This window comes from Leucobacter sp. BZR 635 (assembly GCF_048061935.2).
Classification (GTDB): Bacteria; Actinomycetota; Actinomycetes; order Actinomycetales; family Microbacteriaceae; genus Leucobacter.
Genome location: NZ_JBLUNZ020000027.1, coordinates 1 through 18,738 on the forward strand (window position 1 = coordinate 1; position 18,738 = coordinate 18,738).

The following is an 18,738-nucleotide window of genomic DNA, read 5'->3' on the forward strand; positions in this document are numbered from 1 at the left end:
CGCAGGGCCACGGGGCTCCTGCTGCGCGGAGGCGCTCGCCGGCTCAGGGTCGCGGGGCTGCCGCTCGTCGGGACGATCCTCATCTCGCAGCTCGTGATCTTCGCGATCGTGGTGCCCGTAAACCAGTGGCTGTTCCGCGAGGCGCTGCGCTCGGTCGGCCAGACCGGGCTCGACCTCGCCGCCCCGATGCGACCCGAAGGCGTCCCGTTCACGCTCGCGCTCATTGCTCTCATCGTGCTTATTGCGTTCTGGGCAATGGCGCTGCAGTTCGTGCTGTTCACGGTCATGCTCAGCGGATCGCATCGCCGCGCCGCGCCGCGGGATCAACTGCGGCACGTCGGCCTCGTGCTGCGGAAGATGATCCGACCGAGCTCGCTGCCGCTCGTCGGGTACCTGTTCTTGCTCTTGCCGCTCACCGGGTTCGGGTTCACGTCGCTGCTTGCGAAGGGCGTGGCGATCCCACCTTTCATTTCAGGCGAGCTCGAAAAGACGCTTACGAGCGCGCTTCTGCTCATGCTGTTTCTCTTTGTGCTCGGGTCAATCAACGTGCGTCTTGCGCTCACGGTGCCCGTGTTCACCCTCACGTCCGCGACGGGCGGGCGGGCCTCGCGACTGAGTGTGCGGCTCACTCGCGGGCTTGTAGCCGAGTGGGGACTCGTGCTCGCCGGCGCTACGGTGCTGCTCGTCGCGGTCGCTGCAGCGATCCTCTTGTTCGTTGCAGCACTCCTGCCGACGCTGATCGCTGACGCGGTCGCGCCGGACGCCGCTCCCGGTGTAGCCGCGGTGTCGCTCGGCATCGCGCAGCTCCTTGCGCTGCTACTCACCGGGGGCACGACGGCCGCGATCGCGGCAGTGCTGACACAGGGGCTGGCGCTGCGGTGGCAGCGGTTGCCCGCTGATGTGCAGCAGATTCGGCAGGCGGGTCCCGCGGCGGGGGCGCGCCCCGCTCGGCCCGTGGAGCGCGGGGGCCGCCGCTTCGTGCTGCCCGCTGTCACGGTCGGCGTCTCCGTGCTTGCTGCCGCTGTGTTCTCAGCCGCCGGCTGGAACACGATGCACAGGCTGCACGCCGCCCCCGAGACGCTTGTGCTTGCCCACCGCGGGTTTTCGGGCGACGGCGACGTGGGCGGCGGCTCGGCTGGCGGCGTCGAGAACACCATCAGCGGCCTCGAGGCGGCGCACGCAGCGGGGGCCGATCTCGTCGAGATGGACGTCATGGAGACCGCGGACAACGAGTTCGTCGTGATGCACGACGCGAACCTGTCGCGGCTCGCCGGGCAGTCGTTGCGCGTCGCCGACCTGACGCTCGCGGAGCTCACCCAGATCAGGGTCGAGGACTTCGAGGGAAACGAAGACGTGATCCCCTCGCTCGAGGAATACATGTTGCGAGCGCAAGAGCTCGAGATGCCTTTGCTCGTAGAGATCAAACTTGGCGGCAACGACAGCCCCAAACAGGTGGAGCGGCTCGTCGCGCAGCTCGAGGGTCTCGGGGTGCTCGATGACCATATGTACCACTCGCTCGACGCGCCGAGCGTTGAGCGTCTCAAACACATGCGGCCCGACCTCACGGTCGGATACACGATGGCCTTCGCCGCTGTCGAGGCTCCTAACACGATCGCCGACATGATCGTCGTGGAGCAGTGGACGGCGAGTGAAGAGGTGCAACGATCCGCTGAGCGGGCGGGCCTCAGCTTCTTCGCGTGGACCGTCAACGACATCGCCTCGATGCGCGACCACCTGCGCCGCGGGACCGACGGCATCATCACCGACCATCCCGACGAGGTCGTGCGATTGCGCGGTGAAATGGCGGAGCGCCCAGGCCTCGCCGCCGTCCTCTTCGACGCGCTCGCCCGCTTCGTCACCCTCGGCTGAGCGAGGTGAAGTGGGGTGCCGGTTTCCGGTAAGCTACTGGAGTTGGCCCCTATAGCTCAGCGGTAGAGCTACGGACTTTTAATCCGCAGGTCGTAGGTTCGATCCCTACTGGGGGCACCACACAAGTCGACGAACACCTGGTCAAGGCTAGTTTCTTGGCTGGGTGTTTTGTTTTGCCCGAGCCTTTGAGGCTTGTGGCCAACATTTGGCCAACATGAGAAACTACGCCGCTTCGGCTATCGCCTTGGCGCGGCGAACCTCAACAAGCGAAATAACCTCACCAACCTTCGACGGCCACAAATGCGCGTACGTGTTGAGAGTCTCGTTCGCATCCTTGTGACCGAGCATCTGCTGGACAAGCTTCACGTCAGCGCCAGCAGCGATCGACAGCGTCGCAGAAACGTGCCTCATGGCGTGGGCGCTCATGCCCGCGGCCGGCGTATCTTTCCTTGCGACCATCCATACGCGGTTGTACCAGTTGCGGTCTTGGATATGTGCGGCTTCCTTCGACGTGAACACAAAGGCCTCGGGATCCTTGCCTGCGCAGAGCTTCGTGAGTTCGTCAATCAGAAACTCGGGGAGCGGGATCCAGCGACGCTCCCAGGTTTTGGGAGGGCCTAGCTTTCTCTTGCCGGCGCGGTCGAAGGTCCAAGTGCGGTTGATTCGGGCCCGTCGTCCCTCGATGTCGAGGTCTCTAACCTGCAGCGCGGTTGCTTCCCCGATGCGGGGGCCGGCGTAGCAGAGCAGGTGTATGAGCACCTTGTCGTCCATCCGGCCGGTCAACTCGAACGCCTTTGCTGCCAGGCTCTCGACCTGCGCGTACGTGAGTGTGGGGAGATCGCCGTCAGTCTTTTCCTTCAGTGGGAGTTCCACGCCATGCGCTGGGTTTCGCCCGATCCAGCCGTGTTGCACCGCGTACCTCATTGGCGAGCTGAACGTCACGCCGACGATGGACTTGATGGACGATGCCGAGAGCGGCCGCGCCTTGCGCTTGTCTTTGTTGACGTGCTTGCTCTCGGAGAATTTGAACGGCGCTTCGCCATCTCTGAGCGCCTGCACCCACGCGTCGACATCGTCGCGCCGGATCGAACCGACAGGGACCGTGCCCCATCGGGGGAGCACGTAGTTGTCGAGGTCGTTTCTGTAGCGCCGGTACGTTGCGTCCTTGATCCGGTTCTTTGACTGCAGCCAGGCCTCGGCGAGCTCAGCGAACGGGCGGTCGCGTTGTGATGGGTCAATGTACCTGCCGGTGCGTATGTCGTCCTCGAGTTCGGCTTTGAGGGCTTCGGCCTCGCTGCGCCGTTTGAAGTCTTTCGACCGTTGCGCTGTTCTGCCATCAAGCTGTGGCTCTAGCCAGGTTGTCGCCCAGCGCGACCCGACGCCGAAGCGCGAACGCCGGAAATGTTCAGGCAGCGTCTTGAGTGACTTGAGCTGCGCTGGTGTTGGGCTGATCTTCTGTGTCGTGCCATCAGGCATCGTCACGGTGGCATCTTTAACCCACCGGTCGGTGACCCATGCTTTGGCCATTAGGCTGCCTTTCTCAAATTGTGCTGGTAGTAGGCCACGAACTGCTCTCGTGTGATTCCGAGCTCGAGGCAGATGTGGTCATAGTCGGCGTAGATCGGGGTGAGTGCGGCCCATTGATCTGGATCGATGAGGATCGTTGCTGAGATCAGATTTGCTCTCGCCTCATTGCGAGGGTGATGCCCTTCTGGGTCGTTGTAGGCGACATGGATGTACTCGTGAGTCAGCACGGCCCGTAACCGTGCGGGGCTCAGGTTGCCGTCCATGACAACGACGCGGTGGTTTGGAAACCAAAGCGCGTCGTGATCCTTAAGCGGGCGACGCACAACTCTCACATTGAGTTCTGCGAGTCGTTCAAGGGGGTCGAAAGCGGGGTTGAACAAGGTGTCTCCAATCTGGAATTGGGTGCACTGAGTCACCCCCAGGCGTAGAGGGAGCCTGGGGCCGCGGGTGGCTCTTCAGTTAGGGGGTGTGGTCCTCGGGCTCGTTGCCCTTCGGGTGAGCGGCAAACTTGCCCGCCCATGCTTCCTCGACATTTTGGGGAATGTCGTCGTCGGTCTCGTTGGCAGCATTCTGGCCGAAGCGTCCGACAATGATCTCTGCTTCGGTCTGCGCGAGCCTGGAATATGCGTTCTCTTCTACGAATCGTTCTTCGGCTCGTTTGATGAGCAGATGGGTATCCATGCCGAGTGCGTCGGCTACGCGGAAGAGGTTGGCCACGTTGAATTGGCGCTCTCCTTTGACCCAGCGGTCAAGGGTTTCGCGGTTGATGCCGGTCTCACGTGAGATTGCGGCGACGGAGGAGTCGCGTGCGCCGATCTCAGCGCGCACCTGCGCTGCGACAGTCTGAGCGAAAGCCTCTGCTTCATTCTTGGTAGCCATGTGGCTAAGCCTATACCCATGATGGCTACAAAAGAAAGCCAAATTAGGCCGATTTAGTGCTTGCGGATCAAATTACAGCGATGTAATCTAGCCGTATGGCTACAGAACTTAACCAAGAGGTTGCACGCCTCGTCCTAGCAGAAATGGGGAAAGCCGAGATGTCACGGGCGTCATTGTCGGTAGCATCCGGTATCCCCCTCACCACTCTCCGGCGAAAGCTTGACGCTGTTGTCGGATTCAACTTTGAAGAGCTCTACCGAGTCGCCGGTGCCCTCTCAACAACGCCATCAGCGTTTACACCTCGGGCCTTTGTCCCGTCGATGGAGATCGCAGCATGAGCGCTGAAGTTGTTGCCCTTGCTGATGTGCGCGGCCAGGAGTCCGTTCTCGCCGCTGCGGCGCGTTACTTGCCGCCTGTCATGTCGCCCGCGCAGCTCGGCAAGGAACTCGATGTAACGGTGAGGACCTTGGAGCGGTGGCGAGTCGCTGGCGAGGGCCCCGCGTATCAAAACCCAAACGGCACACGCTTCTACCGGTACTACGGCAGCGACGTAGAGGCATGGCTGGAAAACAGAAGGCCCGGTGTGTCAGCACCGGGCCCGAACACAAACCTCTAGGGAGAGAATCAATGTTCAAGAAAAAGCGTAACACCATCGTCGCGATCGCTCGAGCAGAAGCGCAGCGTGCGGCTGAGCAGGAAGTAGCCCGTGCTGGACGAGCGGCCCGTGCTGAAGAACTAGCGAAGCTGCGCAAGAAGCGCGACGAGCGGGTGCTTGACCAGCGCATGGAACGGATCGCGGAAGCCGCTGTCGATAAAGCGATGCGGGCCGCTGCTGTGGCTGCCAGAAGCGGTTCCGGCAGCCACAACGTAGGGTCAGGTCAGATCACTGTCGAGCGCGTCAGCGATGGCTCCAAGCGCGTCTTTAATGGACGTGAGACTGGCCTCGATGCTGGAATGAGCGTCCTCGAAGCTCTGGGGAACATCTGTATCGATCGCCACAATCGCGTTTCTGATGAGCTCAAGGCTGTCGTCGCTGATTGCCATTGTTCTTCTCCTGTCGTAGCGGAGTCGGAAGCGGACACTTCCGATGCTCCTGCCATGACCGTACAGGAGGGTGGCAGCAGTACTGCTGCCCCTGGCGTGGAGGGTGTGTCTCCTGCATCTTCCACGCCCAGGTTTGTTGCGGTCGGGGAGTACGTGTACGACCGGGCCCGCAATCTTGTTGCTGGCGGTTGGCCTGCCGCGGTCGCTGCGAAGTGGGCGCGGGACCTGAACTCTGACGTGAACGTTGCCGGTTACATGGAGTGGGAGGACGCAAAGTGAACGCGATCGAGAGCGGCTTCGAGTCGCAACTAGACGCGCTCAAGGTCATCACCCTCACGGACGGTGAAGTGTGGTCGGCCCGTGACCTGATGCCGTTCGCCGGGTATAGCAAGTGGGAGAACTGGTCGAAGGCCATATCCCGTGCAATCACCTCGGTCAACGCTAGTGGCCTCAATGCTGCGGATCATTTTGCTGGGGTCGGGAAGATGATCGAGCTTGGCAAGGGAGCCCGCCGTGAGGTCGAAGATGTCGAGCTCACCCGGTATGCCTGCTACATCCTCTTCCAGAACGCGGACGGCGCGAAGACAGAAGTGGCGGCTGCGCAGCAGTACTTCGCGATAAAGACTCGCGCCGCGGAGGTTTCACCGCGGGACACCCCCTCCGGCGCGGAACTTATCGCGCTCGCCGTGATCGAAGCGCAGCAGATGCTCGCGCAACAGGCCTCCCAGATCGCGGAGCTTGCGCCGAAGGCTGACGCTTGGGATGGGCTCGCGTCAGGCAACGGCACGTACGCGGTGGCTGATGCGGCGAAGATGCTGAATCAGGTCGGTATCGTGACGGGCCGCGATCGCCTGTTCCAGTTCATGCACGAGCTCGGGTGGGTGTACCGGCAGTCGGGTCGTTGGCAGGCGAAGCAGACCGCCGTGGGCACGGGCCGGCTGTACCACAAGCCCCAGTCGCACCAGCACCCGGAGACGGGGGAGACGGTGCTTGATGCGCCCCAGGTGCGAGTCACGATGAAAGGGCTGAACGAACTGCGCAAGCTGATGCTGCCACCGTTCCCGGCGATCGCCGCAGCGTAGCCCCCTCCTTTTCTTGGCCCTTGCGACATAGGGCTAGCGACGCTTTACCCAAAAACAGGCCCTCCGTTGGTCTTTACGGCACACACAACGGCAGGGCACGGCCTCAATGGCTCACATCTACATAGCTCGCTCGAATTCCGATGGCCACCAAGGTCCCGGTCCCAGAGAGACGAGTGCTTCATAAGACCTAGACCCTTTCGATCAGTGCGTGGTGGCGCTGTACGGGGTGCGGGGATGGAAAGTCTGGCCGGTATGTCCCGGCAGCAATTATCGGCCGTCTTCTGGGCGGCCAGGCGGTGTTTGGTGCCGTGTGATGTCTGGGATACCCGGTCACACGCGAGGTTCGAACCCTCGACCGCCACGGCAGAACGTCACAACAACAAGGAAGAAGGAAGCCAATGGCACAGAACAACGAGACAAAGTTCCTGCTCGCCCAGGACGGCGAGCCGCCGACCCCGCACCAGCTCACGATTCAGCGATGGTTCCGTGGGCTGATCGCAGATACGGGGCAGTACCTAGAAGACATGACGGACCCGTCGCGGGAGCAGTCGCTCGCACTGACGAAGCTCGAGGAGGCGCTGATGTGGGCCGGAAAGGCGATCTTCAAGTCGTAGCCGGCAGCCCGTGAGCCTGTGATCGGTTGTGGAGGCGGAGTACCTCCCACGGGCACGAAAGACCCCTACTGGGGCGAGCGGTCGGGTAGCCGCTGACGGGAACGCCTGCGTATGCGGGATCGCCTAGACAAGCCGCGGTGCGATGGAACGACGCATCCGGTACTACCCGCACCAACCTCTCAATGCCGGCGCATACACGCCACCACATATTGACCGTCCCCCTACCTATGGGGGAGACGCTCGTGGCCGTCAGCAACCACCCAATTCTGTGGGGCGTGTGCGGGATCGACACCCGCTGAGAGGACCAAACCTGATGGAAGGAAGTGCACACATGGACGTGCCTTTGAAATCACTCGCGGTCTTGCTCGAATGCAAAGCCGAACGCGACGGACGACACGACCTCGAGGACATGCTGCTCGAGGTACGAGGGAGCGACGATGCAGCGATCAAGTTCGTTGTCGTGCAAGCCGCCGGCCTCCTGGGGGTCGATCTTGGCTGACTACATGCCGCCCGGTGTCGCACTCACCGGGGCCCTCATCATCGACGCCTACATGCTGCTGGAAGACAACCAGCGACGTGGGCGGCTTCTCATTTCAGCAGTCAAGAAATACCTAGGAGTTGATCATGCGTGAGAGCACGCTCGGCGGCACGATGGGCGACAACCTCTACGGAGGCGCGACGCCGTCACACAAGACGAAATGCCGCCACTCGAATAACCCGTTCGGGCACTCGCCCGACTGCATCTGCGGCTGGTACGCGCGGTCGCGGCCGTCACAGGTGATCCCGTACACCGAACCCGACACCGCGCCGGATCTCCCGGCGTCTGACCACGAGCACTGGTGGCCCGCCGAGAACGACTACGAGGGCGACCAAATGAGAGAAGAGAGAGCATTCGATGAGCGAACCGATGAAACGTGACGGGCTCGTGTGCGGGATGAGCGAAGACGAGTACCACGGGCAAGGGGACTTCGAACAGTTCCGCACCGCTGAGTTCTCGTCGTCAGCGGCGAAGACAATACGCGAGTCTGCCGCGCACTACGACTGGGAGTACAACAAGGGCCACGCTAAGCGCAGCAAAGCGATGGACATCGGCACCGCAACTCACGCGTTGGTGCTCGAGGATCGCGACATCACGGCGCTGTGGCCTGAAGACCTGCTGACCCCTAGCGGCCGCCGGTCCACTGGAAAGGACGCGCAGGCGTGGGAAGCCGCACAGGAAGCTGCTGGTCTGATCGTTGTCAGTGAATCCGAGAAAGAAGCGATCACGGTCATGGCAAACAACGTGCGCCTGCATCCAGATTGCGGACCGGCTCTTGCTCAGGCAGGACAAGCTGAAGCCTCGATGTTTGGCACCTGCCCTGAGACTGGGCTGCGCTTGCGCGGCCGCTTCGATTTCCTGCCGGATGCGCACCCGATCGCGCTTGACCTGAAGACCGCGCAAAACTCTTCGTTGAAGGGGTTCACGCGGGCGATTGACGATCGCAGCTACGACGTGCAGTGGGGGCACTATCTGGACCTCGCGAGCATCATCGGCCTCGACTACGTGCGGGACATGATGTTCATCGTCGTGGCGAATGTGCCGCCGTTCAATGTGAACGTGATCCAGCTAGATGAGTACTGGAAAGAGATGGGCATGGAACGGGCGCGAGGTGCTCGGCGTCGTTTCCTCGAGTGCTCCGAATCTGGCGTGTGGCCTGGCTATCCGCCTGGCGTCAAAACAGCATCGCCGCCGCCCTGGGTAGTCAATAGCTACGAAGACGAATTGAACGAAGAAATGGATGCATCCCGATGAGCGATATCTTGAACCACCAAACACAGGAGAGTCCCGTTCATGCGGCCAAGAAGGCTGCAAAGCCTGGCCCGCCGCCGGCGCTTGCGACGCGGAAGCCGTCAGGGTTGCCGTCGTGGCCGGTAATCCTTCTCGCCGGACGGGAGAAGACGGGCAAGAGCTACCATGCGGCGCTCGCGTCGAGCTCCGCGCTGGTCGGCCGCACCTTGTGGCTCGGGTTCGGTGAGAAAGACCCTGATGAGTACGGGGCGATCCCGGGTGCTGACTTCGAGATTGTGGAGTACGACGGCACCCTTGCTGGGCTGCAGGCGTTCGCGCGGGCCGCGGTCGCCCAGCCGCAAGAGGGCGGGAAGCCGAACCTCATCATCGTGGACTCGGGCACAGTCATTTGGGACACGTTGCGGGACAAAGCTACGTGGATGGCTCGTCAGCGCGGATCCATCAACCAGAAGACCCAGGAACCCATCGTGGGTATGGACCTGTGGAACCACGTCACGGGGGAGTGGAACGCGTTGCTGCGCACGCTCCGCTCCCATAACGGCCCCGTGATCATCACCGCGCGGATGGACTCCACCACGGTGATGAACGATCGCGGTCAGCCGACCGCGGTGAAGGAAGACAAGGTCAAGGGGCAGCGGAACCTGGCCTACGACGTCGACGCGATTATCGAGATGCCGGCCCGCGGGCAAGCGACACTGACCGGTGCCCGGTCGGTGATTCACAAGCTCCCGGAGCGAATGAACATCGAGGACTTCGACACGAAGGGCATCGACTGGTTGTGGCGCTCACTGGGGCTCGACAGGCAGGCCGCTGCGCAGGCTGAGTACACAGAAGCGGCACCTGTCGATGGGTGAGTCGAAGTTCGAACCGTTGCACTCCTGCGACGCATGTTCTGGCTCGGGCTGGGTTGAACCAGCACCGGGCCTTTCTCGTCGGTGCGTGTGCACCACACAACCAGTAACGGAGGCACCATGAGCGAGCGGAAGACGCGCGAGGAGATCCGCGCAGAGTGGGAAGCCGAGGGCATGTCGCCGAGGCAGCAGTCGCCCACAGAGCTGCGGCGAGTATTCATGACTTGGAGGAAGGACCAGCTTGTTGAGTTCCTGATTCGTGCCGAGCATGAGGCAATCGAGGCTCGGGAGAGCATGCTGAAGGCGTGGCATGAGACGCAAGCAGTGCGGCAGTACGCGCTTGTTCTCCCGAAGGAGCACAAACGTCACCGGCACCAGGCGGCTGACCCATTCAACGCCTGGCTGATCCAGAACAAGGGACAGACGCTTGATGCCCGCGTCGTGTTTATGGAGGGGTGGAAGGCGCGGGCTCGTGCTGACGAGGCAGGCGGCCCACATGGTAAGAGTGGCGACGAGCCCCCTGAGATCCGTGAGTAAGCCGACTCCGAAGGCGGCACTCAAACAGCTCGAGGCGAGGGACGGGCACGAGTGCTCGTGGCATGGTCCACGGTGCGGCACTGATGTGCTCGTCCCTCAGCACAGGCAGGGCGGCATGGGTGGCAGCAAAACGAAGCACCGCGCATCGAACCTGCTGTGGTTGTGCTCGCTCACGAACGGCCTGATCGAGTCCGACGCCGACCTAGGTCAGGAGGCACGCGAGCGGGGCATCAAAGTGCCGTTCTGGGCCGACACGACGATCACACCAGTCCTGTACCCGGATGGTCGCTGGTATCTGCTGGACGACATCGGAGGGAAGGAGGAGCACCGTGACCTGTAACCACTTCACGCCCCGCAAGCTCGTGCACGTCCTCTCCCACAGGTACACGCTCCCCGAGCTGTGCCTCATGTGGTCTGAAGCTGTCGCTGACGATCGTGTGTCTCTCGCTGATGCGTGTCTTGACGCGATCGTGCTGCAGCTCGAGCGGGCGGGGATGCTCGCATCAATCAAAAGGAAGGAGGTGCCCAGTGGCTCGGATCAGGACGATCAAGCCAGAATTTTGGACTGACGGGGCGATGATCCGTCTACCTATCGAGGTTCGCCTGTTCTACATCGGCCTATGGAACTTCGCGTGTGATCGCGGCCATTTGGAGGATGATCCTCTCGGACTGCGGTTGAAGATTTTGCCGGCTGATCCTGTCGACTCGGATTCGCTCGTGCAACAACTTGTTGATGCTGGTCGTTTGGAGCGGTTGGCGGTGGCGGGGAAGGCGTATTTGTTGATTCCGAGTTTTGGGGATCATCAGCGTGTTGATACTCGCTGGAAGTCGCGTTGCCTCGTGTGTGCTCGGGTGATCTCTGCTGAACTCGGCGAAACTCACGCGAGTTTGGGTGAGACTCCTGGGATTGGTGAGGAGACCCCACGTAGGAGGGGAGAGGAGGGGAAGGTAAAGGAACGTAAGGGAGGGGAGGTCGCGAGCGACATTCCCCCCGCCCCCTCCTGTCGCAAACATGTGGGCTGGCAACACGATGACAGCTGCGGCCCGTGCGGTCGCGACCGTCGAGCCTTCGAGGAGTGGGAGGCAGCTGAGGCTGCACGCCCGCGACCGCCGAAGGCTCACGTGCACGACTGGTTCCCGGACGGCAGTTGCCTCGGCTGTGACGAACGGAAGGAGGACTGAGTGGAACTCGAACCTCTGGAAGACCTCGCGGAGGCGCACTCGACCAATGTGCTCGAGCGGATCCGCGCCGGCGACGCGGAAGGGCTGCGCTCATTCGTAGACGGGCGTACCCGTCAGGAGCTCGCATGGATGGTGTTGTCACTTGGCAACGGCCTGGTGATGCTCGAGCACGAGAACGGTGGTCTTGCCCGGAAGCTGCGCGTGCTCGGGGAGCAGAACCGCACCCTCGATACGGCGAACGTTTCCCTGTTCGCGGAGAAGAGTGACCTGTTGGACAGGAATGAAGAGTTGCGGGACATCCTGCACGGAAGAAAGAAGGCAGCATGACCAGGAATCGGGCCTCTGCGAAGAAGGCCGGCACTGCGCAGGAAACCCTTGCAGTGAACTACCTCGCCCGAGTGCTCAGCGATGACCGTATCGAGCGGCGGCGTTTGAGCGGGTCGAAAGACCGCGGCGACATTGCCGGCCTGCGCACGGTCGACCAGCAGCGCATCGTCGCTGAGGTGAAGAACACTGCGAAGCTCGCGCTCGGGCCGTGGCTGAGAGAAGCCGAGATTGAGCGAGGCAACGACGATGCCGCGGTTGGTGTCGTCATCCATAAACGGCATGGCAGTGCCAAGCCGGAAGACCAGATCGTCTCGATGACGCTCCGTGATTTCGCGGTGCTGCTCGGCGGCGACGTAAACGAGACAGGAGAAGGATCATGAAAGATCACACAACCCCGCGCGAGCGTAAGGCCACGAAAGCACCAGCGATCGTGGCCTTTCTCGTCGGCATGACACTCGCCTCGGTCATCCTCGCGGCATACGTCCTCGAACGCGCGGACATGGTCACCATCTCGCCCGCATTCCCTGCCGTGCTCCTCGCTGCCGGGACGAGCACCACCATCATCTGCGTCGCATGGGCGCACCGAAACACCAAGGAGAAGAAATAGTGCCGAAGTACCGAATCCACCTGACCTCATACGTCGGGCACACCGTCGAAGTCGAAGCCGAAACCGAAGACGAAGCGCTCGAGGCGGCGTGGGACGAAGATCTACCCACGAGCTGCCACCAATGCCCCCAGATTGAGGACTGGGAGTTCCTGCCAGACGTAGACAGCCGCAAGAAGCGCGAAGACTTCATCACCGTGCTCGAGGAGGCCACCGAACGAGCGAACAGCCAGAAGCCCCCTACCGTCGGGAGCATCGCTGAAGACCTCACACCAGCAATGGAACTCGGCGGATGGTTTGGGTACGACTACGACGAAGTCACTGACGCGCTCATCATCGAGCAGTACGACGACAACGGGCAGATCCTCAAGACGTACACGGCAACAATCACCATCAAGGAGAACCCATGAGCAACCCGAACATCACGCCCGAAGGCATCGAAGTGAAACCAGGCCAGATCTGGCGAGACCGCGACAAGCGCTCCGCGGGGCGCACGGTCACCGTCATCTCCGTCGCTGACGGCAAAGCACGGGTGACGACCGGAGTCACCGCTTCAACACTCTCGGTGAAGCGTATGCGCGCGAACTCCACGGGGTACACGCTCGTCTCGGAAGGGGGCAAGTAGTTATGGCCGGCGAACCACTAATCACCGTGACGGGAAACCTCGTCGCAGATCCGGAGCCGCGGGTATCCCAGGCCGGGAAATCGTGGGTGACGTTCCGTATCGCGTCAACACCGCGCGTCCGCGATCGCCAGTCCGGCGACTGGGCCGACGGTGAAGCACTCTGGCTTGGCTGCCGCGCTTACGGCGAGTACGCCGACAACATCGCCGCGACCCTCACGAAGGGTATGCGCGTCATCGTGCAGGGCAGGCTCACGCAGCGCTCGTACACGGACAATCAGGGCGCGCAACGCACGTCGCTGGATCTGGAAGTGGAGGAAGTGGGGCCGTCGCTCCGCTTCGCCAGCGCACAGGTCACGCGAAAGAGCAGCGGGGGAGGCGCACAGCAGGCCCAGGGCGGCGCAGGACAGGCCGGGTGGGCAGCTCCACCAACCGAGCCATTCCAGGGCGCTACAGGCGATCCTGGCGCGGCTGGCTTCAGTGGTGGCTTCGACGACGAGCAGCCCTTCTAGCTCCGCCACACATCACCCGCGCTCCACCACCGGTGGGGCGCTAGTCGTCTCGAGGGGCAGAGCGGCTCTCCGCCTGCCTCTTGCGGCGACGTGCAACAAGGTCGTAAACGATCCCAAGAACAAGACCAACACCCATAGCGATGCCGAACACGACACCAGTCCGGGCGAAGTCTTGCGTGAAAACGGTGACGACAATTCCGGCGGCAAGGCCGATTGCTGGCCCGAGAATGATGCCGCGGTTCCGTCGCCAATTCTCTTCAGGGGTACGCATGGCCCCACGCTAGCCGGACTCTTGATGCTCTGCAACGAAAAACACTACTTGGGGGCTGACCGAGAGGTTGGCCCCTCACCCAATTCTGAGGAGGGCGCGTGAGAAAGCTCCGCATCGGCTCACTATTTTCTGGCTACGGTGGCCTCACGCTCGCCACCGAGGAAGCCTTCGACGGCGAAACCGTCTGGCATTGCGAATTCGAAGACGCACCCAGCAAAGTGCTCGAGCACAGGTGGCCCGGCGTACCCAACCTGGGCGATATCACCCAGGTGGACTGGTCGACCGTGCCGCCCGTGGACATCATCGACGGCGGCTCACCCTGCCAAGACCTATCCGCTGCCGGCCGGCGTGCAGGCATGACCGAAGGCACCCGCTCAAACCTGTGGGTCAACATGCGCGAAGCGATCGCGCAACTCAAACCGAAATACGTGGTCTGGGAAAACGTGCGCGGCGCGTACTCAGCCACAGCAACAAGCGAGGAGGACAAACATGCGCCGGATTGCTGGATGGAACAGTGTCAGGGATGTGTGGGAGACGGACCAAGTAGACGTAATCTCACAGCGCTCGGACGTGTACTCGGAGACCTTCACGATCTCGGGTATGACTGTCAATGGCGTGGCTTACGAGCTGCCGACATCGGTGCCCCACATGGACGCTTCCGGGTCTTTGTTCTCGCAACTCGGCGGGGTGCTTAGCACTCCAACTGCCGCGCTAAGTGGCGGGGTCCAGACGCTCGAGCGGCAGATAGGTGGGCGTGGTTCAGAAAAGCTATTGCCGTCGCCGGTAGCTCAGCCATCGGGGAACACGCCTGACGATCACCTGCGCAAGAAACCGGGACGTGAAGTCGTGACGGATCTCGCGATCATCGTGGAGAACGGGCTGCTTGAGAGCGGAGGCCGGCTGTTGCCCACACCGATGGCCACCGACGCAAAGATCGCGTCTGCTGGCGATGGACGGCGCCGGTCGCCCGGCCTGCGGGCTGTTGAGGAGCTGCTGCCTACCCCTGCGGCTTCCGATTGCACGGGAGGCCGAGTTTCCACAGAGATGGGCGGTGTCCGGGAATCGGGGTCCAAGCGGTCAGTGACGCTGGCGACAGCAGTTCATCACGAGCTGCTTCCGACCCCGAAGGCTGGTGATGCTGACTTCGGGATGCCCCGCACGTCAGGGCGCCCACCGGAGAAATCGACTCACCTGATGACAAGGCTCATGTACACACTTCCGGCTGGCCCAGACCTGTGTGCTGCTTGCGGGCATGACGACCTCGTGCACGACGCCGACGGTTTCTGCGCCAACTGCTCACCAAATGACTGCCGCGACTTGTCAGGCGGTCAGGCGCTGCTGCCAACGCCCCGAGCGACTCGTGGCGGATCAAACACCGAGATCGCTTACGGTTTCGGCGGGGAACGCAGCGACGACTACCGGGAACAAGGCAGCGTCGAGCTTCCCGAGAACGCGGACTGGGGGCCTTACGCGGCTGCTATCGAACGTTGGGAGACCGTGCTAGGTCGGCCCGCGCCTGACCCGACAGAGGTCGGCCCGAAAGGTGGCCGGCGGCTGTCAGCAATTTTCGTTGAGTGGCTCATGGGACTACCGCAGGGCTGGGTGACAGATCCCATGCTGGGCCTGTCGCGTACCCAGCAACTCAAGATGCTCGGCAATGGTGTCGTGACGCAGCAGGCGGTCACGGCACTGGGCTCCATGCGATCCGACTAGTCGTTGATGCGCTCCGCGATGTGCCTACCCAAGTCTTGAAGCTCACCGTAAGCAAAGGTTTCGATCTCCCCAAACTCGTTGCCTACTGCAACGCCCAGCATGAGCATATGCCCTGTCTCTACATGCTCCGCCGCTAGCTCGCGGACTTCTAGCCGGCCCGGTAAAACCCTCCACGAATCTCGCGTGGAGCCTAATGGGGTGAGCGAGAAACGAGTTCCGTCGTACTCGAAATCTGCTTTTCCGTCACGAGGGAGCTGGTCCTTGTGGGTCAGTGGGCCCGGTGTATTAGTCATATCCCAACCATAACCAGTTCAAAATATCAAGGAAAGGATCTCTGATGGAGACCAACGAAGAAATCATAATCCGAGCGCGCGCGTTCGCTTCGGCGTCGCCGCTCGGCAAACCGATGGCGCGGGAGCTCGACAAAGCGATACTCACGATCCGTCGTCTGGCTGACGCGCTCGAAGCCGCCACCACCGAACCGGAATGGGAGTACGGCCGGGACTGCGGCCCGTACGGGGTAGACGAGTGGGACTCGGAGCATGCGGCACGTGTCTCCGTGCAGAGCTGGCGAGGTAGCAGCCTCGTGCGTCGCCGTCCTGCTGGCCCGTGGCTCCCGGTAGAGGGAGAGAACCTTGCGTGACGTATGCGCCGCTTGCGGCAGGCCGATCTTCACTATCCACGCACGCGGCATGGGCATCACCCTAGCGAGGCAGTGGACACACGGCGGGCGCGGCTTCATTGATCGCCGACACCTGCCAATCCCGACAAAGCACGAATACAAGATTGTGAGGTAGCACCATGACTGACCCAACACCCGAACAGGTCGAAGCCGCGGCGAAAGCCATGGGCGATGCCTCGTCAGGATTCTTCTCTGAGGGCTCCTGGCGGCACCTTGCACGCGAGGCGCTCATCGCTGCGGCTGGTGTCACCCCACAGGAACCGACCGGAGCCAATGAGGCATCTAGATTGGCCGCTGAGGGTTGGGCGATCCGCAACGAGTTCGTGAAGTTCTGGGGCAAGCACTCATCGAACGATCTGAGCCGTATCGGGCACTCGCCCAAGATGCCAGAAACACCCGCCCTGGATCGATGGTACCCGCGGGATGGTAGCGACGGCGTCGCCGCTGGTGCCGCACCACAGGAACGGCAGGAGCGCTTCCACATCTGGTCCGAGGTGCCCTGCAAGCCTGGGCGCTGTCGGCTCGCCGCCCCGGTGCAGGTAGACGAAGCGAAGCTCGCCGAAGTGATCTGGGGCGAGCAGGAGTCGCGAGTGCTGGACGGCTACGTTATCCATACGCGGGAGACTGCTGCGACAACAGCCCGTGCCGTCGCGGAGCATCTGCGGGGTGGTGGGCAATGAGCGACCGTACGCCCAGCGTGAAAGCGCTTGAGCGCGAGTACGTCACGCGCCGTATTCGCACGGCTGGGGTTACCGCTGATGTGGCACGCGCAGAGTTTCACCGAGGGGTTGCTGAGGTGGAGCGTGCAGCCGCAGAGCGTGCGTGGGGTGAGGGCGCTATGGCTCAGTGGCGGCTCGGCCAGTCACGCCTCGTCAGCGATATCCCTGCAAACCCATACCGGAAGACGAAGGAGGAACACGATGACTGACCTAGGCAAGCTGGAAGAGCTCGCGAAAGCAGCAACGCCCGGACCGTGGGAGCAGTACACAACGCTGCAGGCAGATAGTCACGTCACGGCGGGTGGGGGATTGCTCACCGGGACGCTTGTATGCGGCCCGACGTATCACAAGGGGAACGCGGAGTTCATCGCGGCCGCGAACCCTGCCGCCATGCTTGCCCTGATCGCTGACCACCGTGCCGCCCGGGCCCGTATAGCCAAGGTAGAAGCACTGCACCAGCGCGGCACCCCTGGAATCGGCACGGACTGGTGTGTGAGCTGCGAAACCAAGTGGCCGTGCCAGACCGTGCGCGCCCTGACAGAAGGAGAGAACGAATGAGCGATATCGAGTACCAGATCGAATACCAGATCCAGCGGTCAGTGGACGGGGGAGACTTCGAAGAGATCGGCTTTGGGTCTTCAGGCGAGTGGGGCGACGTTGACCAAGCCATGCACATGGCAGCCTCAGCAGTTCAGAGCCGCGAGTGGGAGACTGAGCAAGGCCAGCCGTCCCCTGAGGAAGTTGACCGGTGACCGCCGCTGATGTCCGTACCGCCGCACAAGCAGAAGCGGAACGGCTGCACTCGCTCCACACGAAATCGCCCTGTCAGGATCTCGAGACCGCTGCGTTCGTCGCGGGCGCTGTGTGGGGTGCTGCACTGGTCACACCCACACGGGAACAGATTGCGGAGACCCTACGCCGCCACAACCACGATGAGCTCCTGCTCGGGAACATCGAATGGGACGGGTACACGGCGGCATGCGCGTGCGGATGGCGCAGTTATGAGTTCAAGATGCCAGGCGACGCACAGGGGGATCACTTCGCTCACTCAGCTGACGCAGTACTGGCGCTATCTGCTGGGTTGAAGGCACCCGCTACGTAGGTATGGAACGCCCGGCAGGAGATGTCACGAATCATCCTGCCGGGCGCGATCGTTAGATCCCCATCCAGCCTGAAATGAGCGAAGCTAGCGGTGCCCCTGAGGCTAGTGCTAGGAGTCTCCTGCCCAGCCCCGCCCCACCTCGCGGCTTCCCGCCGATAGATACTTGCGCGTTCGGGGAATCTCGTACTACAATGATGTTAAGCAATTTTACCTTTCGTCTAATTACCCCCAAAGTAGAGAGTGGGGGTAATTGGTGTTTGCGGAGGTCTCCGCAGGATCTAGTATATCATGCCTGTCAAGCGCCCCGCCGAAGCGGGGCTTCATGGGCATTGCCTATACGCTGGATCTCATGTTGCGTGCGTCTATCCGTCTCATCGAAAAGCAGGAAATCTCAGTCGAAGGCGACTCACTCGAGTCCATCCACGACCAACTCGCGAAAGCCTGCCCTGACGGGTTCACCCTCGTAGAAGCGCCCGTGAAGATGGGCAAAACCGGGGGCCAGATCACCGCTCTCGGCACGTACATGCGCCGCGACACCACCCGGGAAATCGAAGCGCCAACGCGTGCAGAGCTCGCCGCGCAAGTTCCCGAGGGCTGGCAGATGCTGTATGTCCTCAACGACGCCTGACCGCATCCTGCGCGCCCTACTGCTGCGGGCTGCCGGGTGGACGCAGCGGGCGATCGCGGACGAGCTTGGCGTGTCACCGACGCGGGTGCAGCAGTACCTCAGCCGGGGCCGCACAGAAGAAGAAATCGAAGCGCTCCGGGCGCGCGTGCAAGCGCGAGCGGCGGAGCTTCGTGAAGCTGGCATC

Annotated in this window: 33 protein-coding genes and 1 tRNA gene; 29 read left to right on the forward strand and 5 right to left on the reverse strand. The window is 62.4% G+C overall.

What is annotated here, in order from left to right:
* Positions 1-1,869 (forward strand): glycerophosphodiester phosphodiesterase family protein (locus ACI1US_RS04970; RefSeq protein WP_461638639.1); only part of this gene is annotated, 1,869 nt, incomplete at its 5' end.
* Between the two features lie 45 nt (positions 1,870-1,914).
* Positions 1,915-1,989 (forward strand) — tRNA-Lys (locus ACI1US_RS04975).
* Between the two features lie 102 nt (positions 1,990-2,091).
* On the opposite strand, the gene ACI1US_RS04980 is transcribed toward ACI1US_RS04975, so the two are convergent.
* From ACI1US_RS04980 to ACI1US_RS04990, 3 genes are read right to left on the reverse strand one after another with little or no spacing between them, the layout of a single operon-like run.
* Positions 2,092-3,396 (reverse strand): tyrosine-type recombinase/integrase, encoded by a 1,305-nt coding sequence (locus tag ACI1US_RS04980; RefSeq protein ID WP_461638641.1) that lies wholly within the window; start codon positions 3,394-3,396, stop codon positions 2,092-2,094.
* A complete protein-coding gene (locus ACI1US_RS04985; protein WP_461638642.1) occupies positions 3,396-3,812 on the reverse strand; it encodes an ImmA/IrrE family metallo-endopeptidase in 417 nt (138 codons plus the stop codon). The genes ACI1US_RS04980 and ACI1US_RS04985 overlap by 1 nt, the downstream gene beginning before the upstream one ends.
* A 43-nt stretch (positions 3,813-3,855) precedes the next feature.
* The gene (locus ACI1US_RS04990; protein ID WP_461638643.1) at positions 3,856-4,275 is read right to left on the reverse strand and encodes a helix-turn-helix domain-containing protein; all 420 of its coding nucleotides are present in this window, start codon (positions 4,273-4,275) and stop codon (positions 3,856-3,858) included.
* A 95-nt stretch (positions 4,276-4,370) separates the two neighbouring features.
* Here ACI1US_RS04990 and ACI1US_RS04995 point away from each other — a divergent pair, with 95 nt between their 5' ends.
* The 18 genes from ACI1US_RS04995 (at position 4,371) to ssb (ending at position 13,439) form a co-directional block, all read left to right on the forward strand.
* Entirely contained in the window at positions 4,371-4,613 is a 243-nt protein-coding gene (locus tag ACI1US_RS04995) for a helix-turn-helix domain-containing protein (RefSeq protein ID WP_461638645.1), read from the forward strand.
* Entirely contained in the window at positions 4,610-4,891 is a 282-nt protein-coding gene (locus tag ACI1US_RS05000) for a helix-turn-helix domain-containing protein (RefSeq protein ID WP_461638647.1), read from the forward strand. The genes ACI1US_RS04995 and ACI1US_RS05000 overlap by 4 nt, the downstream gene beginning before the upstream one ends.
* Before the next feature lie 11 nt (positions 4,892-4,902).
* A complete protein-coding gene (locus ACI1US_RS05005) occupies positions 4,903-5,598 on the forward strand; it encodes a hypothetical protein (protein WP_461638649.1) in 696 nt (231 codons plus the stop codon).
* The gene (locus ACI1US_RS05010; RefSeq protein WP_461638651.1) at positions 5,595-6,401 is read left to right on the forward strand and encodes a phage antirepressor KilAC domain-containing protein; all 807 of its coding nucleotides are present in this window, start codon (positions 5,595-5,597) and stop codon (positions 6,399-6,401) included. The genes ACI1US_RS05005 and ACI1US_RS05010 overlap by 4 nt, the downstream gene beginning before the upstream one ends.
* A gap of 398 nt (positions 6,402-6,799) precedes the next feature.
* Complete coding sequence (locus ACI1US_RS05015; protein ID WP_461638653.1) at positions 6,800-7,015, forward strand: Acb2/Tad1 domain-containing protein; 216 nt, start codon at positions 6,800-6,802, stop codon at positions 7,013-7,015.
* Between the two features lie 331 nt (positions 7,016-7,346).
* A complete protein-coding gene (locus ACI1US_RS05020) occupies positions 7,347-7,514 on the forward strand; it encodes a hypothetical protein (RefSeq protein WP_461638655.1) in 168 nt (55 codons plus the stop codon).
* A 125-nt stretch (positions 7,515-7,639) separates the two neighbouring features.
* Positions 7,640-7,933, forward strand: coding sequence for a hypothetical protein (locus ACI1US_RS05025; RefSeq protein WP_461638657.1), 294 nt, complete (start codon positions 7,640-7,642; stop codon positions 7,931-7,933).
* A complete protein-coding gene (locus ACI1US_RS05030) occupies positions 7,911-8,807 on the forward strand; it encodes a PD-(D/E)XK nuclease-like domain-containing protein (protein ID WP_461638659.1) in 897 nt (298 codons plus the stop codon). Before ACI1US_RS05025 ends, ACI1US_RS05030 begins: the two co-directional genes overlap by 23 nt.
* Positions 8,804-9,658: an AAA family ATPase gene (locus tag ACI1US_RS05035; RefSeq protein ID WP_461638661.1), complete on the forward strand. Its 855-nt coding sequence runs from the start codon at positions 8,804-8,806 to the stop codon at positions 9,656-9,658. Before ACI1US_RS05030 ends, ACI1US_RS05035 begins: the two co-directional genes overlap by 4 nt.
* A gap of 117 nt (positions 9,659-9,775) precedes the next feature.
* A complete protein-coding gene (locus ACI1US_RS05040) occupies positions 9,776-10,192 on the forward strand; it encodes a hypothetical protein (protein WP_461638663.1) in 417 nt (138 codons plus the stop codon).
* Positions 10,193-10,307: 115 nt separating this feature from the next.
* Entirely contained in the window at positions 10,308-10,532 is a 225-nt protein-coding gene (locus ACI1US_RS05045) for a hypothetical protein (RefSeq protein ID WP_461638665.1), read from the forward strand.
* Positions 10,522-10,761: a hypothetical protein gene (locus ACI1US_RS05050; RefSeq protein WP_461638667.1), complete on the forward strand. Its 240-nt coding sequence runs from the start codon at positions 10,522-10,524 to the stop codon at positions 10,759-10,761. The genes ACI1US_RS05045 and ACI1US_RS05050 overlap by 11 nt, the downstream gene beginning before the upstream one ends.
* Positions 10,762-11,374: 613 nt before the next feature.
* Positions 11,375-11,701, forward strand: coding sequence for a hypothetical protein (locus ACI1US_RS05055; protein ID WP_461638669.1), 327 nt, complete (start codon positions 11,375-11,377; stop codon positions 11,699-11,701).
* Positions 11,698-12,081: a hypothetical protein gene (locus ACI1US_RS05060; RefSeq protein ID WP_461638671.1), complete on the forward strand. Its 384-nt coding sequence runs from the start codon at positions 11,698-11,700 to the stop codon at positions 12,079-12,081. The genes ACI1US_RS05055 and ACI1US_RS05060 overlap by 4 nt, the downstream gene beginning before the upstream one ends.
* Positions 12,078-12,308 carry a hypothetical protein gene (locus ACI1US_RS05065; RefSeq protein ID WP_461638673.1) on the forward strand — a complete coding sequence of 77 codons (231 nt, stop codon included), beginning with the start codon at positions 12,078-12,080 and terminating at the stop codon, positions 12,306-12,308. Before ACI1US_RS05060 ends, ACI1US_RS05065 begins: the two co-directional genes overlap by 4 nt.
* Entirely contained in the window at positions 12,308-12,715 is a 408-nt protein-coding gene (locus tag ACI1US_RS05070; protein ID WP_461638675.1) for a hypothetical protein, read from the forward strand. The genes ACI1US_RS05065 and ACI1US_RS05070 overlap by 1 nt, the downstream gene beginning before the upstream one ends.
* A complete protein-coding gene (locus ACI1US_RS05075; protein ID WP_461638677.1) occupies positions 12,712-12,930 on the forward strand; it encodes a hypothetical protein in 219 nt (72 codons plus the stop codon). Before ACI1US_RS05070 ends, ACI1US_RS05075 begins: the two co-directional genes overlap by 4 nt.
* Positions 12,931-12,932: 2 nt before the next feature.
* Positions 12,933-13,439: a single-stranded DNA-binding protein gene (gene ssb, locus ACI1US_RS05080; protein WP_461638679.1), complete on the forward strand. Its 507-nt coding sequence runs from the start codon at positions 12,933-12,935 to the stop codon at positions 13,437-13,439.
* A 40-nt stretch (positions 13,440-13,479) separates the two neighbouring features.
* Here ssb and ACI1US_RS05085 read toward each other — a convergent pair whose 3' ends face one another.
* Positions 13,480-13,710: a hypothetical protein gene (locus ACI1US_RS05085; RefSeq protein WP_461638681.1), complete on the reverse strand. Its 231-nt coding sequence runs from the start codon at positions 13,708-13,710 to the stop codon at positions 13,480-13,482.
* A gap of 98 nt (positions 13,711-13,808) precedes the next feature.
* Between ACI1US_RS05085 and ACI1US_RS05090 the strand changes: the two genes are divergently transcribed.
* Both ACI1US_RS05090 and ACI1US_RS05095 read left to right on the forward strand, forming a co-directional pair.
* Positions 13,809-14,405 (forward strand): DNA cytosine methyltransferase, encoded by a 597-nt coding sequence (locus tag ACI1US_RS05090; RefSeq protein ID WP_461638683.1) that lies wholly within the window; start codon positions 13,809-13,811, stop codon positions 14,403-14,405.
* A 568-nt stretch (positions 14,406-14,973) separates the two neighbouring features.
* A complete protein-coding gene (locus tag ACI1US_RS05095) occupies positions 14,974-15,423 on the forward strand; it encodes a hypothetical protein (protein ID WP_461638685.1) in 450 nt (149 codons plus the stop codon).
* Here ACI1US_RS05095 and ACI1US_RS05100 read toward each other — a convergent pair.
* Complete coding sequence (locus ACI1US_RS05100; protein ID WP_461638687.1) at positions 15,420-15,716, reverse strand: hypothetical protein; 297 nt, start codon at positions 15,714-15,716, stop codon at positions 15,420-15,422. The two genes, ACI1US_RS05095 and ACI1US_RS05100, sit on opposite strands and share 4 nt — an antisense overlap.
* Positions 15,717-15,760: 44 nt before the next feature.
* Here ACI1US_RS05100 and ACI1US_RS05105 point away from each other — a divergent pair, with 44 nt between their 5' ends.
* The 7 genes from ACI1US_RS05105 to ACI1US_RS05135 all read left to right on the forward strand — a co-directional run.
* Complete coding sequence (locus tag ACI1US_RS05105) at positions 15,761-16,066, forward strand: hypothetical protein (RefSeq protein ID WP_461638689.1); 306 nt, start codon at positions 15,761-15,763, stop codon at positions 16,064-16,066.
* A gap of 158 nt (positions 16,067-16,224) precedes the next feature.
* Positions 16,225-16,785: a hypothetical protein gene (locus tag ACI1US_RS05110; RefSeq protein ID WP_461638690.1), complete on the forward strand. Its 561-nt coding sequence runs from the start codon at positions 16,225-16,227 to the stop codon at positions 16,783-16,785.
* Complete coding sequence (locus ACI1US_RS05115; RefSeq protein ID WP_461638692.1) at positions 16,782-17,033, forward strand: hypothetical protein; 252 nt, start codon at positions 16,782-16,784, stop codon at positions 17,031-17,033. Before ACI1US_RS05110 ends, ACI1US_RS05115 begins: the two co-directional genes overlap by 4 nt.
* Complete coding sequence (locus tag ACI1US_RS05120; RefSeq protein WP_461638694.1) at positions 17,026-17,382, forward strand: ead/Ea22-like family protein; 357 nt, start codon at positions 17,026-17,028, stop codon at positions 17,380-17,382. The genes ACI1US_RS05115 and ACI1US_RS05120 overlap by 8 nt, the downstream gene beginning before the upstream one ends.
* Positions 17,379-17,576 carry a hypothetical protein gene (locus ACI1US_RS05125; RefSeq protein WP_461638696.1) on the forward strand — a complete coding sequence of 66 codons (198 nt, stop codon included), beginning with the start codon at positions 17,379-17,381 and terminating at the stop codon, positions 17,574-17,576. Before ACI1US_RS05120 ends, ACI1US_RS05125 begins: the two co-directional genes overlap by 4 nt.
* 699 nt (positions 17,577-18,275) lie before the next feature.
* Positions 18,276-18,554, forward strand: a complete 279-nt coding sequence (locus ACI1US_RS05130; RefSeq protein ID WP_461638698.1) for a hypothetical protein — start codon at positions 18,276-18,278, stop codon at positions 18,552-18,554.
* Positions 18,535-18,738: helix-turn-helix domain-containing protein (locus tag ACI1US_RS05135; RefSeq protein ID WP_461638700.1), on the forward strand; the 204-nt coding region annotated here is incomplete at its 3' end. The genes ACI1US_RS05130 and ACI1US_RS05135, both read left to right, overlap by 20 nt.